General features: G+C 64.7%; 14 protein-coding genes. 9 read left to right on the top strand and 5 right to left on the bottom strand.

What is annotated here, in order from left to right:
- Positions 1 to 4: 4 nt before the first annotated feature.
- The 3 genes from dmpG to HPA01S_RS03660 all read left to right on the top strand — a co-directional run bounded on the left by dmpG (position 5) and on the right by HPA01S_RS03660 (position 2,255).
- Entirely contained in the window at positions 5 to 1,057 is a 1,053-nt protein-coding gene (dmpG, locus tag HPA01S_RS03670; protein ID WP_066266831.1) for a 4-hydroxy-2-oxovalerate aldolase, read from the top strand.
- A gap of 10 nt (positions 1,058 to 1,067) precedes the next feature.
- Positions 1,068 to 1,259, top strand: a complete 192-nt coding sequence (gene thmT / locus HPA01S_RS03665; protein ID WP_066266828.1) for a 2-hydroxymuconate tautomerase — start codon at positions 1,068 to 1,070, stop codon at positions 1,257 to 1,259.
- Between the two features lie 78 nt (positions 1,260 to 1,337).
- Positions 1,338 to 2,255 carry a type I restriction enzyme endonuclease domain-containing protein gene (locus HPA01S_RS03660; RefSeq protein ID WP_218005321.1) on the top strand — a complete coding sequence of 306 codons (918 nt, stop codon included), beginning with the start codon at positions 1,338 to 1,340 and terminating at the stop codon, positions 2,253 to 2,255.
- A 21-nt stretch (positions 2,256 to 2,276) separates the two neighbouring features.
- Here the strand turns inward: HPA01S_RS03660 and HPA01S_RS03655 are convergent, their stop codons facing one another.
- Both HPA01S_RS03655 and HPA01S_RS22980 read right to left on the bottom strand, forming a co-directional pair.
- Positions 2,277 to 2,636, bottom strand: a complete 360-nt coding sequence (locus HPA01S_RS03655) for an Arm DNA-binding domain-containing protein (protein WP_066266824.1) — start codon at positions 2,634 to 2,636, stop codon at positions 2,277 to 2,279.
- A 42-nt stretch (positions 2,637 to 2,678) separates the two neighbouring features.
- A complete protein-coding gene (locus HPA01S_RS22980) occupies positions 2,679 to 3,353 on the bottom strand; it encodes a hypothetical protein (RefSeq protein ID WP_157084893.1) in 675 nt (224 codons plus the stop codon).
- A 551-nt stretch (positions 3,354 to 3,904) separates the two neighbouring features.
- On the opposite strand from HPA01S_RS22980, the gene ychF reads away from it, so the two are divergent.
- Entirely contained in the window at positions 3,905 to 4,996 is a 1,092-nt protein-coding gene (gene ychF, locus HPA01S_RS03650) for a redox-regulated ATPase YchF (protein WP_066266822.1), read from the top strand.
- A 30-nt stretch (positions 4,997 to 5,026) separates the two neighbouring features.
- Here ychF and HPA01S_RS03645 read toward each other — a convergent pair whose 3' ends face one another.
- Positions 5,027 to 5,626 (bottom strand): TetR/AcrR family transcriptional regulator, encoded by a 600-nt coding sequence (locus HPA01S_RS03645; protein ID WP_066266820.1) that lies wholly within the window; start codon positions 5,624 to 5,626, stop codon positions 5,027 to 5,029.
- Between the two features lie 115 nt (positions 5,627 to 5,741).
- Here HPA01S_RS03645 and HPA01S_RS03640 point away from each other — a divergent pair, with 115 nt between their 5' ends.
- Both HPA01S_RS03640 and HPA01S_RS03635 read left to right on the top strand, forming a co-directional pair.
- The gene (locus tag HPA01S_RS03640) at positions 5,742 to 6,968 is read left to right on the top strand and encodes an MFS transporter (protein ID WP_066266818.1); all 1,227 of its coding nucleotides are present in this window, start codon (positions 5,742 to 5,744) and stop codon (positions 6,966 to 6,968) included.
- Between the two features lie 116 nt (positions 6,969 to 7,084).
- The gene (locus tag HPA01S_RS03635; protein WP_066266816.1) at positions 7,085 to 7,858 is read left to right on the top strand and encodes an RNA pseudouridine synthase; all 774 of its coding nucleotides are present in this window, start codon (positions 7,085 to 7,087) and stop codon (positions 7,856 to 7,858) included.
- Here the strand turns inward: HPA01S_RS03635 and HPA01S_RS03630 are convergent.
- Both HPA01S_RS03630 and HPA01S_RS03625 read right to left on the bottom strand, forming a co-directional pair.
- On the bottom strand, positions 7,843 to 9,012 hold the full coding sequence (locus tag HPA01S_RS03630) for an MFS transporter (protein ID WP_066266814.1): 1,170 nt from the start codon (positions 9,010 to 9,012) through the stop codon (positions 7,843 to 7,845). The genes HPA01S_RS03635 and HPA01S_RS03630 overlap by 16 nt on opposite strands.
- The gene (locus HPA01S_RS03625; protein ID WP_066266812.1) at positions 9,009 to 9,491 is read right to left on the bottom strand and encodes a YqaA family protein; all 483 of its coding nucleotides are present in this window, start codon (positions 9,489 to 9,491) and stop codon (positions 9,009 to 9,011) included. Before HPA01S_RS03625 ends, HPA01S_RS03630 begins: the two co-directional genes overlap by 4 nt.
- A gap of 187 nt (positions 9,492 to 9,678) precedes the next feature.
- Here HPA01S_RS03625 and dusB point away from each other — a divergent pair, with 187 nt between their 5' ends.
- From dusB to purH, 3 genes are all read left to right on the top strand, one after another.
- Entirely contained in the window at positions 9,679 to 10,722 is a 1,044-nt protein-coding gene (dusB, locus tag HPA01S_RS03620; RefSeq protein ID WP_084360442.1) for a tRNA dihydrouridine synthase DusB, read from the top strand.
- Positions 10,719 to 10,955: a helix-turn-helix domain-containing protein gene (locus HPA01S_RS03615; protein ID WP_066266811.1), complete on the top strand. Its 237-nt coding sequence runs from the start codon at positions 10,719 to 10,721 to the stop codon at positions 10,953 to 10,955. The genes dusB and HPA01S_RS03615 overlap by 4 nt, the downstream gene beginning before the upstream one ends.
- Before the next feature lie 164 nt (positions 10,956 to 11,119).
- On the top strand, positions 11,120 to 12,706 hold the full coding sequence (purH, locus tag HPA01S_RS03610) for a bifunctional phosphoribosylaminoimidazolecarboxamide formyltransferase/IMP cyclohydrolase (RefSeq protein WP_066266809.1): 1,587 nt from the start codon (positions 11,120 to 11,122) through the stop codon (positions 12,704 to 12,706).
- Positions 12,707 to 12,769: the final 63 nt, after the last annotated feature.

The following is a 12,769-nucleotide window of genomic DNA, read 5'->3' as shown; positions in this document are numbered from 1 at the left end:
CGACATGAAAAGCACATTGCAGGGAAGGCAAGTCACGCTGCACGACATGACGCTGCGCGACGGCATGCACCCCAAGCGGCACCAGATGTCGCTCGACCAGATGAAGGCCGTGGCCTGCGGCCTGGACGCCGCGGGCGTGCCGCTGATCGAAGTCACCCATGGCGACGGCCTGGGCGGCAGCTCGGTCAACTACGGTTTCCCGGCCCACACCGACGAGGAATACCTCTCCACCGTGATCCCGCTGATGAAGCAGGCCAAGGTGTCGGCGCTGCTGCTGCCCGGCATCGGCACCGTGGACCATCTGAAGATGGCGCACGAACTGGGTGTGAACACCATCCGCGTCGCCACGCACTGCACCGAGGGGGATGTGTCCGAGCAGCACATCGTGGCCGCGCGCAAGCTCGGCATGGACACGGTGGGCTTTCTGATGATGGCGCACATGAACACGCCCGAAGGCCTCGTCACGCAGGCGAAGCTGATGGAAGGCTATGGCGCGAACTGCGTCTACATCACCGATTCGGCGGGCTACATGCTGCCGGAAGATGTGAAGGCGCGCCTGCGCGCCGTGCGCGATGCGCTCAAGCCCGAGACCGAGCTGGGCTTTCACGGTCACCACAACCTGGCCATGGGCGTGGCCAACAGCATCGCGGCCATCGAGGCCGGTGCCACCCGTGTCGATGCCGCCTCGGCTGGGCTGGGCGCCGGCGCGGGCAACACGCCGATGGAAGTGCTGGTGGCGGTGTGCGACCGCATGGGCATCGAAACCGGCGTCGACGTCTGGAAGATCCAGGACGTGGCCGACGACATCGTGGTGCCGCTGATGGATTTCCCCATCCGCATCGACCGCGACGCGCTGACCCTGGGTTATGCGGGCGTGTACGGCAGCTTCCTGCTGTTCGCCAAGCGCGCCGAGAAGAAGTACGGCGTGCCCGCGCGCGACCTGCTGGTCGAACTCGGCCGGCGCGGCATGGTCGGTGGCCAGGAAGACATGATCGAAGACACCGCGCTCACGATGGCCCGCGAACGCGGCCTGCTGTCGGCCCGCGCGGCCGCCTGAGGAGCGGACGATGCCATTCGCTCAGATCTACATGCTCGAAGGCCGCACCGAAGCACAGAAACGGGCGGTGATCGAGAAGGTCACGCAGGCGCTGGTGGAGGCCACCGACGCGCCGGTGGCCAACGTGCGCGTCTGGATTCAGGACGTGCCGAAAGAGAACTGGGGCATCGCCGGGGTGAGTGCCAAGGACCTGGGGCGCTGAAACCACCTCGCAGGCCGGATCCTCCGGTCTGCCCCCATCCCCGGCCCGCCAGCCGCCGGGCCGGGCCTGCGGTACCCGGTGCGTCGTGATCGCTGGCCACACGCGCCACGCGCCACGCGGTCTTCGGGCAGCGACGAGCAGCGCAAGTCCTTCAATGTGTACGAAAACACCATCTCCTCGCTCTATGAGGCTTGCAAACCGGAAGTGCTGGACCGCAAGCTGGGCCGCGTGGTGTCGGCCTTCCAGTACCTGCGCGGCGTGATGGACAGCATCGTCGAGCAGGCCGACATCGACAGTGCGGTGCAGCGCATCGAGGCGCTGTTGGATGCCAGCGTGGTGGTGGACAACGCCGAGGCCTTCTCTGCCAAGGAGTTCGAGGCGCAGTACAAGATCGTGCAGCGCGGCAAGGCCTGGGACCTGAGCAAGGTCAACGTCGAGAAGCTGCGCGAGGAGTTCAAGCAGGCGCCGTTCAAGAACATCGAGATTGCCGACCTGCAGGCTTTCCTGCAACGCAAGCTGGCCGAGATGCTGGCTCAGAACAGCACACGAACGGACTTCATCCAGCGGCTGCAGAAGGTGATCGACACCTACAACTCCGGAGCCACGTCTACCGAGAACTACTACGACGAGCTGACCGCCTACGCCCAGGAGTTGAAGGAAGAGGCCGAACGCCACATCCGAGAGGGCCTGACGGAAGATGAGCTAGAGCTATTCGATCTGCTCAAGAAAGAGTCACTGACCCAGGACGAGACCCAGCGCGTGAAGCTGGCGGCGAAGCACTTGCTGAAGCGCCTGGTGGAAGAACAGCCCAAGGTGATGATCCAGAACTGGCATCAGAGCGCGCAGACGCAGAAGCAGGTGCGGGCAGAGATCGAGCGCGTGCTGGATGCAGACCTGCCCGATAGCTATGACCGCACGACGTTCAAACAGAAGTGCGACAACGTCTATGACCTGGCGGTCGAGTATGCGATTCGAGGCAGAAAGTGGGCCGCGTAACCTCAGAGGGTTGCGGAATTTTTAAGGAAGCGGTCCTAGCAGGTTGGACATCATCGACCGGTTGGCCTCGCAGTAGTCCGCCATGACCGTGCGCAGCGTGGGGAGCACTTGGGGCGCCACAGGCCGGGCAGGGCGCTCGCCTCGCCGGCGCTGCGCCAGCACCTGCATGGCCCGGACGCGGGCCTCCTCGACGCTCATGAGAGGCCAGTACCCCAGATTCATGCGGAACTGCTTACCCGCGACGCTCGTGGCGATCCTGAAGGTGCGCTTGCGCGCGTTCATGCGGACGCAGAAGCCGCAGAGCATGCGGTCGCGCAGGATACGCCCGTCAGCCGCAGTGCTGCGACGGAGCAGAGATTCACTGATCACAACAACCGGCATGTCATGGGCCTCACCTGCTTCCACGCAACGGTCTAGTCAAAATCATTTTTTGAAAGAATTAAGCACTCTGTATTCGATGGACCTGTTCGTTGAGGAAATTATTTCTAATCTCGCGCCCTTAAAACCAATAACACTTCCCTCCGAGAGGTCGTATTGAATCTCTTGCGTGAATGGCGCGCGCATATATCCAGAGGTCAGTTCTCTATATAGGAATTTAACGTTGTTTCCGACTTTTCCGTTATAAATTAGCTCTTGTCTGAATTGAGGCAGCCGTATGTCTATGTAGTCTTCAGGTGCAACTTTCACAGGCCCGGAGTTGAGTACGGCTTTGCCGATGCTGTCGCAAGCTCCGAAGCCGTTTGGAATGAAGAAAATGCTATCTGCCGGATCATAGCAAACCTTTTTAAAAACGTTAGGTGTGTCAGGTGGCGTTTCATCAATGTAAAACAGAGAAACTCTTTCGCCCGTGCCTATCGGGCGTAGTGTTTGGGGGGCAAGGTTTTTCTTCTTGCTGCTAATGCCCCATTGCTCGAGAACTCTTATGCTCGCTTGGCTGCTTGAAATAAAGTACTCAATTAGCGTATTGCCTAGCTCTTCCGTTTGGTTGGTATTGATAGGCGGCTTTTCGACGATCTTTGTGGTCGTCGGTATGGGTGCAGTGGTTGTGCATCCTGTTGTAAATATCACAATGATTGGAGTTGCAAATTTTAGAATCATTTTCCGTCTCAAGATTTACTCTGTCGCCAAGGTTATTGTAATGGAAGGACCCCGGCTTCATCTCGGGGTCTGTTCACTTAGGCGTTCTGATGGCTTCCCTGTTCAGCGACGCATTTCAAACCATCACGGATGACTGTTTATTTGGCCTAGTTTGGCGACCGTAAAGGACTGCGCTCGTATGTTCTGGGTTTGTCTCCGGAAGGAGGGGCGTCAGCGTGGAGATTCAACGGAAGCTGTTCTGGCAAGCCTAGTCGATACCGAATGGCTCGCCTTTGGGCGGGGACTACACACATTGCGGTAGTTGTTAAAAGCGGGCAGCGCCGGACGTCCGTGTTTACCGTTGTCTCGTGCAGCGGTGGCACTTCACCAGTCGGTACAATCGGCAGCAGTTTCCCCTTGGAAAAACGAGGACAACATCCTCAGAAAACAGACTTGCCGACACCCGGTTCGCTCTGATCGCCGGCTGCGCACGCCACGCGCAAATCGGGCACCTCCACCACGCCGGTGTTGGGCTCGATGGTGCAAAAGGGGTTGATTCATAAGGAACTTCCATGAGCCTCCAATGCGGCATCGTGGGCCTGCCCAACGTCGGCAAGTCCACCCTTTTCAACGCGCTGACCAAGGCCGGCATCGCGGCCGAGAACTACCCGTTCTGCACCATCGAGCCCAACACCGGCGTGGTGGAGGTGCCCGATCCGCGTCTGGCGCAGTTGGCCGAGATCATCACGCCCGAGCGCATCGTGCCGGCCATCGTGGAGTTCGTGGACATCGCCGGCCTGGTGGCGGGCGCGAGCACGGGTGAAGGCCTGGGCAACAAGTTCCTGGCCCACATCCGCGAGACCGACGCCATCGTCAACGTCGTGCGCTGCTTTGAAGACGACAACGTGATCCACGTCGCCAACAAGGTCGACCCGATTGCCGACATCGAAGTGATCCAGACCGAGCTCTGCCTGGCCGACCTCGCCGCCGTGGAAAAGGCGCTGCACCGCGTGAGCAAGACCGCGCGCTCGGGCGACAAGGAGTCGATCAAGCAGGTGGCGATTCTGGAGAAATGCCAGGCCGCGCTGAACGACACGCAGCCGGTGCGCACCATCGACTTCAGCAAGGAAGAACAGGCGCAGCTGAAGCAGTTTTTCCTGATCACCGCCAAGCCCGCGATGTTCGTCGCCAACGTGTCGGAAGACGGTTTCGAGAACAACCCGCTGCTCGATCGCCTGAAGGAATTTGCCGCCAAACAAAACGCGCCGGTGGTGGCCATCTGCGCCAAGATCGAAGCCGAACTGTCGGAGATGGACGACGCCGACCGGCTCGAATTCCTCAAGGAACTCGGCCAGGAAGAGCCCGGCCTGAACCGCCTGATCCGCGCGGCTTACCAGCTGCTCGGCCTGCAGACCTACTTCACTGCCGGTGTGAAGGAAGTGCGCGCCTGGACCATCCGCGTCGGCGACACCGGCCCGCAAGCGGCCGGCGTGATCCACACCGACTTCGAGAAGGGCTACATCCGCGCCCAGACCATCGCTTTCGACGACTTCATCACGTTCAAGGGCGAACAGGGCGCGAAGGACGCAGGCAAGATGCGCGCCGAAGGCAAGGAATACGTCGTCAAGGACGGCGACGTGATGAACTTCCTGTTCAGCAGCTGAAGTGCCGGCCTGCGCCCCGCGCCGCCCGCATCAGGTGCTGGGCGGTGGGCGCAACAGGCCGGTGAGCAGCAGGCGAAAACTCGCCACCGCCTGCTTCGAGGTTTCTTCGGGATCGGCCGAGCTGGCAATCCACGCTGCGGCGTGGCTGCTGGCGCCATTGATCAGGCGCGCCAGCGCGGCCGGTTCGGCGTCGATCAGCGAACCGTCGGCCTTGAGCTTGGCCAGGCTGTCGGTCAGGGCTTCGAGGCAGTGCTGCGCGCTGGGTCTGAGCGACAGGTCCCCGAGCACCGCCGGTCCATCGCGGAACATGATGCGCTGGATCTCCGGCTCCAGGGCCATCTCGATGTAGGCCACCCACTCGTCCATCACGGCCTGCCAGGGGCTGCTGGCACGGGCCGAAATCGCCTGCAGGCGGTTGCACATCTCGGTGTCGATCTCGTCGACCACCGCTTCCAGCAAACCCTTCTTGTCGCCGAAGTGGTGGTACAGGGCGCCGCGCGTCAGGCCCACGCCAGCGGTGAACCCGTCCATGGGCGCGGCCGCATAACCGACCGTGCCAAAGGCGAGACGTGCGGCCGCGATGAGCTTGGCTCGCGTCTCGACCACCATGTCCTTGCGGGGTTTGCGCATTGTTCGGGCTCCTTTGTCCATACGAGGCGTATGTGAATTGACGTACGCGCCGTATGTCAATACGATGCATACGCCGCGTATGTTAACGCGACACAGCCGAAACAAGGACCTTCCCATGTCGAACCCCTATTCCAGAATCTTCAGGGAGCCCGGTGCCAAGGGGTTTTCTGCCGCGGCGTTTTTCGGTCGCCTGCCATTTGCCATGGCGCCCATCGGCATCGTCGCCATGCTGTCGCAGACCTTGGGCGCGTACTGGCTGGCCGGCGCCGTGGCGGCCACTTATGCGCTCACCAACGCCTTTCTCGCGCCGCAGATTTCCCGCCTGGTCGACCGTTTTGGCCAGCCGCGGGTGGCCGCACCGGCCACCGTGTTGTCGGTGGTGGCGTTTGTGCTGCTCATGCTGTCGGCCAGCCAGCGCTGGCCGAGCTGGACGCTCTTTGCGGCCGCGGCCGGCGCCGCCACCATGCCCAGCCTCTCGGCGCTGGTGCGTGCCCGCTGGGTCGAGTTGTTCCGCGACCGGCCCGAACTCAACACCGCGTTTGCTTTCGAGTCGGCCGCAGACGAGCTGATCTATATCGCGGGCGCATCGCTCTCGGTGGGGCTGGCCGCTTCGCTGTTTCCCGAAGCCGGTGTGCTGGTCTCGACCCTTTTTCTCGCGATGGGCAGCGCGGCTTTCCTGTTGCAGCGCAAGACCGAACCCCGCGTGCGCCCGCGCGATGCCAACGGGCCAAAGGGCTCGGCCATTCGCCTGCCGGCGGTACAGGTGATCACGCTGGCTCTGGTGTTTGTCGGCATGGTGTTCGCCACCGCCGAGGTCAGCGCGATCGCCATCACCAAAGAACTGGGGCAGCCGGGCGCGGCCAGTTTCGTGATCGGCGTTTACGCCGTCGGCTCCTTCGTGGTGGGCCTGGTGCTCGGCGCGCTGCACCTCAAAGTGCCGCTGCAGCGACAACTGCTGGTGGCGGTCAGTGTGCTGGCGGTCACGACCTTGCCGCTGCTGGTGGCGGGCTCCTCGGTGGCTTTGCTGGCTGCCGCAGTGTTCCTCAGCGGCGTGGCCATTTCACCGACCTTCATCACCGCCTTCGGCCTGGTCGAGCGCCTGGTGCCCGAGTCGATGTTGACCGAGGGCGTGACGTGGGTGATGACAGGCATTGGCATCGGCATGGCACTGGGGGCTTTTGCCACCGGCTGGGTGGTGGACCACTTCGGCACGCAGAACGGCTTCTGGATCTCGGTGATCGCGGTGGCCGCCACGGTGACCACCGTGGCGCTGGGACAGCGCACGCTCTCCGCCGAGCGGGTGTCCGTATCGGTCAACGGCATCGCTGCTGCGGCCGAGTGAGGTGGGCCCGGCGGTGATGGCCGGGTGCACGAAGACGTGCACCCGAGGCGGCACCTGTTTGTGAAGGTGGTAGCCTCCGTGCCCTCCGTTGCAAGAATCCTTTGTTCAGTTCACCCATGTCCCCGCAATCCAACGCCGAACCCCAGCGCCTGGCCAAACGCCTGGCGGCCCAGTTGCCGTGCTCGCGCAGCGATGCCGAGAACTACATCGCCGGGGGCTGGGTGCGGGTGGATGGCTTGGTGGTGGAAGAACCCATGGAGCGGGTGCGCGACGACCAGTCCGTGCAACTCGACCCCAGGGCCAAGCTGGAGCCGCTGGCGTCGATGACGCTGATCTGGCACAAGCCCGCCACCCGCGTGCTGCCCGACGAGCCGCTGCTGCCCGACGCACTGGCCGCCAAGTGGTTCACCCAGAGCAACCGCTTCAAGGGTGACCGCTCCGGCGTGCGCCCGCTCAAGGCGCACCTGCACAAGCTGCTGCCGGTGTCCCCGTTGGGCAACAAGGCCAGCGGGCTGATGGTGTTCACGCAGAACCCCAGCGTGGCGCGCAAGATGACCGACGACGCCGGCCAGCTGGAGCACGAATGGCTGGCCGACGTGGCGGCCGATCCCGAACTGGAAGACGAGGCCCGGCGCGATGCGGTGCTGAAGTCGCTCGGCAAGGCGCTGTTTTTTGATGGCTGGGCCGTGCCCTCGGCGCGCGCCAGTTGGCAGAGCGAGCTGCGCCTGCGCCTGGCCATCAAGGGCAACCAGCCCGGACAGGTGGCCCACCTGTGCGAACGTGCCGGCCTGCAGCTCAGCGGCTTGCGCCGCCTGCGGCTGGGCCGCATCTCGCTGGCCGGCTTGCCGGTGGGCGAGTGGCGTTACCTGCTGCCCTACGAACGTTTCTGAAGCCGCGCGGCCCACACGCTCAGGGCCATTGCCAGCACCATCACCACCAGGCCGACCTGGTGCAGGTCCAGCATGCGGCCCTGGGCAATCATCACGCCGCCCAGCGCCGCGCCAAGCGCCTGCCCGCCGTACATGGCCGAGGTGTTCAAGGCCACGGTGGCCGAGGCCAGTTCGGGCGATATCTGCACCAGCCGCGCCTGTTGCGCCGAGTTACTCGAGAAGCAGCCCAGCGCCCACGGAATCAACACCAGCGCCTGGGCCCAGAAACCGTGGCGACCCAGGGGCCAGAGCAGCAGGCACAGCACCATGAGCCCGAGGGTGATGAACACCGCGTTCGGCGCACCGATGCGGTCGATGGAGCGCGTGACCACCACGTTGCCCGCCAGGCCGAACACGCCGAACCACAGGAACATCAGCGAGAGCGCGGCGCCCCCGGCGCCCAGCGTCTGCGCGAAGTAGGGCGCGAAGTACGAGAACAGCGTGAACTGCCCGAAGGCCGACAGCAGCGTCACCGCCACGGCGGACATGAGCGCCGCCGATCCCACCGTGCGCCCCCAGGATTCGCGCGACAGCGCCGCCGGCTTGATCCCGTCAGGCATTGCCCGCCACACCCATGCACCGCTGACGAAGGACATCAAGGCCACCAGCCCGAAGGCCCAGCGCCAGCCCATCTCGCCACTGATCCACGCCGACAGCGGCATGCCCATGACCGAGGCCACCGACCAGCCCAGGAAGATGAAGGTGATGGCGCGCCCGCGCTGCGCCGGCCCCACGAGCAGGCCCACGCTGGCGGCGGCCTGCGGGGTGAACACCGCGGGCGAGATGACGGCGAGCACGCGCAGCGGCAGCAAGGCGCCGTAGTTGGGCGCCAGCGCGCAGGCCACCATGAGCACGCCGTACCAGATCATCGAGAGCGTGAGCAGGCGCCGCCGATCCCAGCCCGCCACCAGGCCGGCGAAGACCGGTGCGCCCACGCCCATCAGGATGGCGGCGGCGGTGATCAACTGGCCGGCCTGCGGGATCGACACGCCAAGCGACTGGCTCAGATCGTTGAGCGTGCCGGGCACCACCATCACGCCGGTGCCGATCACGAAGTTGCCCACCATCAAGGCCCAGAGGGCTTGCGGCAGGCGCGGGCTGCGGGCAGCGCTCATGGGTGCAGGGCGCCGGGGAAGAACCACAGCAGCGTGGCCGTCATCACGAGGTAGCGGGCGAACTTGCCGATCGCCATGTACATGAGGCAGGGCCAGAACGGAAACTTCAACCAGCCGGCCACGGCGCACAGCGGGTCGCCCACCACCGGCAACCACGAGAGCAGACAGGCCTTGGGGCCGAAGCGTTCCAGCCAGCGCAGCGCACGCACGTCCACATGGCTGCCGCGCGCGCGGTCCACCGCCTTGTGCGTGCCCAGGCCCATCAGCCAGCTCACCGCACCACCCAGGGTGTTGCCCGCGGTGGCCACGAGGATGGTGGGCCAGAACAGGGCCGGGTTGAGTTTGATCAGGCCGAACACCGCCGGCTCCGAACCCAGGGGCAGCAGCGTGGCCGACAGGAAGGACACCAGGAACACCGTGCTCAACCCGAATTCGGGCAAGGCGAGCATTTGCATCAGGTGGTTGAGCCAGTCGGGCATGCGGGATGAGGAGCGCGGTGCCAGGCACCGGTGGGTTGAGGGGGAATGACGTGGAGATACAAAAAGAACAAAAAGAAGGGAGTCATCTTGCCTGCTGAAAAAACAGGCAGATACAATCCCTTTCCTCCAGCCCGAGCCATTCGGGTCTGCTGCAGTCCCTCCGTCCGACACCGATTCTCCCACCGCCATGCAACTCGGGGCCTTCACCCTGCCCAATTCCCTGTTTGTCGCGCCCATGGCGGGTGTGACGGACCGGCCGTTCCGCAAGCTCTGCAAGCGGCTGGGTGCGGGCTATGCGGTCAGCGAGATGGTGACCTCGCGCCCCGACCTGCAGGACAGCCTGAAGAGCTCGCGCCGCGCCAACCACGAGGGCGAGGCCGCGCCGATCTCGGTGCAGATTGCCGGCACCGACGCGCAGATGATGGCCGACGCCGCGCGCTACAACATCGACCGCGGCGCGCAGATCATCGACATCAACATGGGCTGCCCGGCCAAGAAGGTCTGCAACAAATGGGCCGGCTCCGCCCTGATGCAGGACGAGGCTCTGGCCATCGAGATCGTGCAGGCCGTGGTGACCGCCTGCGAACCGCACGGCGTGCCGGTCACGCTCAAGATGCGCACCGGCTGGTGCGCCAGCGCGCGCAACGCGCCCACCCTGGCACTGGCCGCTGAAGCCGCCGGCGTGCAGATGCTCACCGTGCACGGTCGCACGCGCGAACAGGGTTACAAGGGCCAGGCCGAACACGACACCGTGGCCCACATCAAGAGCCGCGTGCGCATTCCGGTGGTGGCCAACGGCGACATCCACAGCCCGGAGCAGGCGCGCGAGGTGCTGCGCCGCACTGGTGCCGACGCCATCATGATCGGCCGCGCCGCGCAGGGCCGGCCCTGGATCTTCCGCGAGATCGCCCACTTTCTCGCCACCGGCGAGCACCTGCCGCCGCCCTCGCTGGCGGACGTGCGCGTCTGGTTGCTCGACCACCTGCACGACCACTACGACCTGTACGGCGAAGCCACCGGTGTGCGCAGCGCGCGCAAGCACCTGGGCTGGTACGCGCAGTCGCTGCCGCTGCCGCCCGGCGCAGCGGCGCTGTTCCGCTCTCGCGTCAACACCACCACCACGGTGGAAGACCAGCTGCGCTGCGTCAGCGAGAGCCTGGACACGTGGACCTACGACACCCCCACAACAACAACGACCCTCTCGAGCGACAACTGGAAGCTGGCCGCATGAAACAGAACAAATTGCACGAATGCGTACGTGCCAGCATGGAAGAGTTCTTCCAGGACCTCAGCGGCACCGACCCGGCCAACCTGCACGACATGCTCGTCAAGGCGGTCGAGAAACCGCTGCTTGAAGTGGTGATGGCGCAGGCGCAGCACAACCAGTCGCGCGCGGCGCAATGGCTGGGCCTGAACCGCAACACGCTGCGCAAGAAGTTGCTCGAACACAAGCTGATTGATTGAAGTGAACACCCCCGCCGCGCTGCGCGCGACCCCCTCAAGGGGGCAACACCTGCGGCCCGGCGAAGCCGGTTCCGCCGTGTTCCTGGCCTGCACCCCGTCGTGCGGTGCGGGCCGCGCGCCGATGCCATGAACAACCGATTCAAAACCTCCTGAAGTACCTCCCCATGCGCGCACTCATCTCCGTTTCCGACAAGACCGGCATCGTTGAACTCGCCCAGGCCCTGCACGGCCTCGGTGTGGCCCTGATCTCCACCGGCGGCACCGCCAAGCTGCTGGCCGACAAGGGCCTGCCGGTGACCGAGGTGGCCGAAGTCACCGGTTTCCCCGAGATGCTGGACGGCCGCGTGAAGACGCTGCACCCCAAGGTGCATGGCGGCCTGCTGGCGCGGCGTGACCTGCCCGAGCACATGGCCGCACTCAAGACGCATGGCATCGATACCATCGACCTGCTCATCGTCAACCTCTACCCGTTCGAGGCCACGGTGGCCAAGGCCGGTTGCACGCTGGACGACGCGATCGAGAACATCGACATCGGCGGCCCGGCCATGGTGCGCAGCGCCGCGAAAAACTGGAAAGATGTGGCGGTGCTCACCGATGCCGCGCAATACCCGGCCGTGATCGACGAGCTCAAGGCCAGCGGCAAGCTCAGCCTGAAGACGCGCTTCGCGCTGTCGGTCGCCGCCTTCAACCGCATCAGCAACTACGACGCCGCCATCAGCGACTACCTGTCGGCGATCGAATTCGACGAAACCGCCAGCGTGCCGCAGCGCAGCGCCTACCCGGCGCAGAGCAACGGCCGCTTCGTCAAGCTGCAAGACCTGCGCTACGGCGAGAACCCGCACCAGAGCGCCGCCTTCTACCGCGACCTGCACCCCGCGCCCGGCTCGCTGGTCACGGCGAAACAGCTGCAGGGCAAGGAGCTGAGCTACAACAACATCGCCGATGCGGACGCCGCGTGGGAATGCGTCAAGAGCTTCGACACGCCGGCCTGCGTGATCGTGAAACACGCCAACCCCTGCGGCGTGGCCGTCGGCAAGGATGCGCTGGAGGCTTACAGCAAGGCTTTCCAGACCGACCCGACCAGCGCCTTCGGCGGCATCATCGCGCTCAACCGCGTGCTCGATGGCGCGGCGGCGCAGGCGATCAGCAAACAGTTCGTCGAGGTGCTGATGGCGCCCGGCTACACGCCCGAAGCGCTGGAAGTCTTCAAGGCCAAGGCCAATGTGCGCGTGCTCGAAATCGCGCTGCCGCCCGGCGGCCCGACCGCCTGGGACCAGGGCCTGAACCTGAGCGACGTGAAGCGCGTCGGCTCGGGCCTGCTGATCCAGAGCGCCGACAACCATGTGCTGCAGCGCGCCGACCTCAAGGTCGTGAGCAAGCTGCAGCCCACCGAACAACAGATCGAAGACCTGCTGTTCGCCTGGAAGGTGGCGAAGTTCGTGAAGTCCAACGCCATCGTCTTCTGCAAGGACGGTATGACCATGGGCGTGGGCGCGGGCCAGATGAGCCGTCTGGATTCGGCACGCATCGCCAGCATCAAGGCTGGCCACGCCAAGCTCACGCTGCAAGGCACGGCCGTGGCGAGCGACGCCTTCTTCCCGTTCCGTGACGGCCTGGACGTGGTGGTGGACGCCGGTGCGACCTGCGTGATCCAGCCCGGTGGCTCGATGCGCGACCAGGAAGTGATCGACGCGGCAGACGAACGTGGTGTGGTGATGGTCACCACCGGCGTGCGCCACTTCAGGCACTGAACGCGCGGTGCAACGCCATGAAAAAAGGCCGGTGATCCACCGGCCTTTTTTTTGTTGTTACGT

It is taken from the genome of Hydrogenophaga palleronii NBRC 102513 (genome assembly GCF_001571225.1).
GTDB lineage: Bacteria > Pseudomonadota > Gammaproteobacteria > Burkholderiales > Burkholderiaceae_C > Hydrogenophaga > Hydrogenophaga palleronii.
This window is presented reverse-complemented; position numbering and strand designations above follow the sequence as displayed.

Coding starts and splice junctions, on each gene's coding strand:
- dmpG (WP_066266831.1), top strand. CDS start 5: ATGAAAAGCACATTGCAGGGAAGGCAAGTCACGCTGCACGACATGACG.
- thmT (WP_066266828.1), top strand. CDS start 1,068: ATGCCATTCGCTCAGATCTACATGCTCGAAGGCCGCACCGAAGCACAG.
- HPA01S_RS03655 (WP_066266824.1), bottom strand. CDS start 2,636: ATGCCGGTTGTTGTGATCAGTGAATCTCTGCTCCGTCGCAGCACTGCG.
- HPA01S_RS22980 (WP_157084893.1), bottom strand. CDS start 3,353: ATGATTCTAAAATTTGCAACTCCAATCATTGTGATATTTACAACAGGA.
- ychF (WP_066266822.1), top strand. CDS start 3,905: ATGAGCCTCCAATGCGGCATCGTGGGCCTGCCCAACGTCGGCAAGTCC.
- HPA01S_RS03645 (WP_066266820.1), bottom strand. CDS start 5,626: ATGCGCAAACCCCGCAAGGACATGGTGGTCGAGACGCGAGCCAAGCTC.
- HPA01S_RS03640 (WP_066266818.1), top strand. CDS start 5,742: ATGTCGAACCCCTATTCCAGAATCTTCAGGGAGCCCGGTGCCAAGGGG.
- HPA01S_RS03635 (WP_066266816.1), top strand. CDS start 7,085: ATGTCCCCGCAATCCAACGCCGAACCCCAGCGCCTGGCCAAACGCCTG.
- HPA01S_RS03630 (WP_066266814.1), bottom strand. CDS start 9,012: ATGAGCGCTGCCCGCAGCCCGCGCCTGCCGCAAGCCCTCTGGGCCTTG.
- HPA01S_RS03625 (WP_066266812.1), bottom strand. CDS start 9,491: ATGCCCGACTGGCTCAACCACCTGATGCAAATGCTCGCCTTGCCCGAA.
- dusB (WP_084360442.1), top strand. CDS start 9,679: ATGCAACTCGGGGCCTTCACCCTGCCCAATTCCCTGTTTGTCGCGCCC.
- HPA01S_RS03615 (WP_066266811.1), top strand. CDS start 10,719: ATGAAACAGAACAAATTGCACGAATGCGTACGTGCCAGCATGGAAGAG.
- purH (WP_066266809.1), top strand. CDS start 11,120: ATGCGCGCACTCATCTCCGTTTCCGACAAGACCGGCATCGTTGAACTC.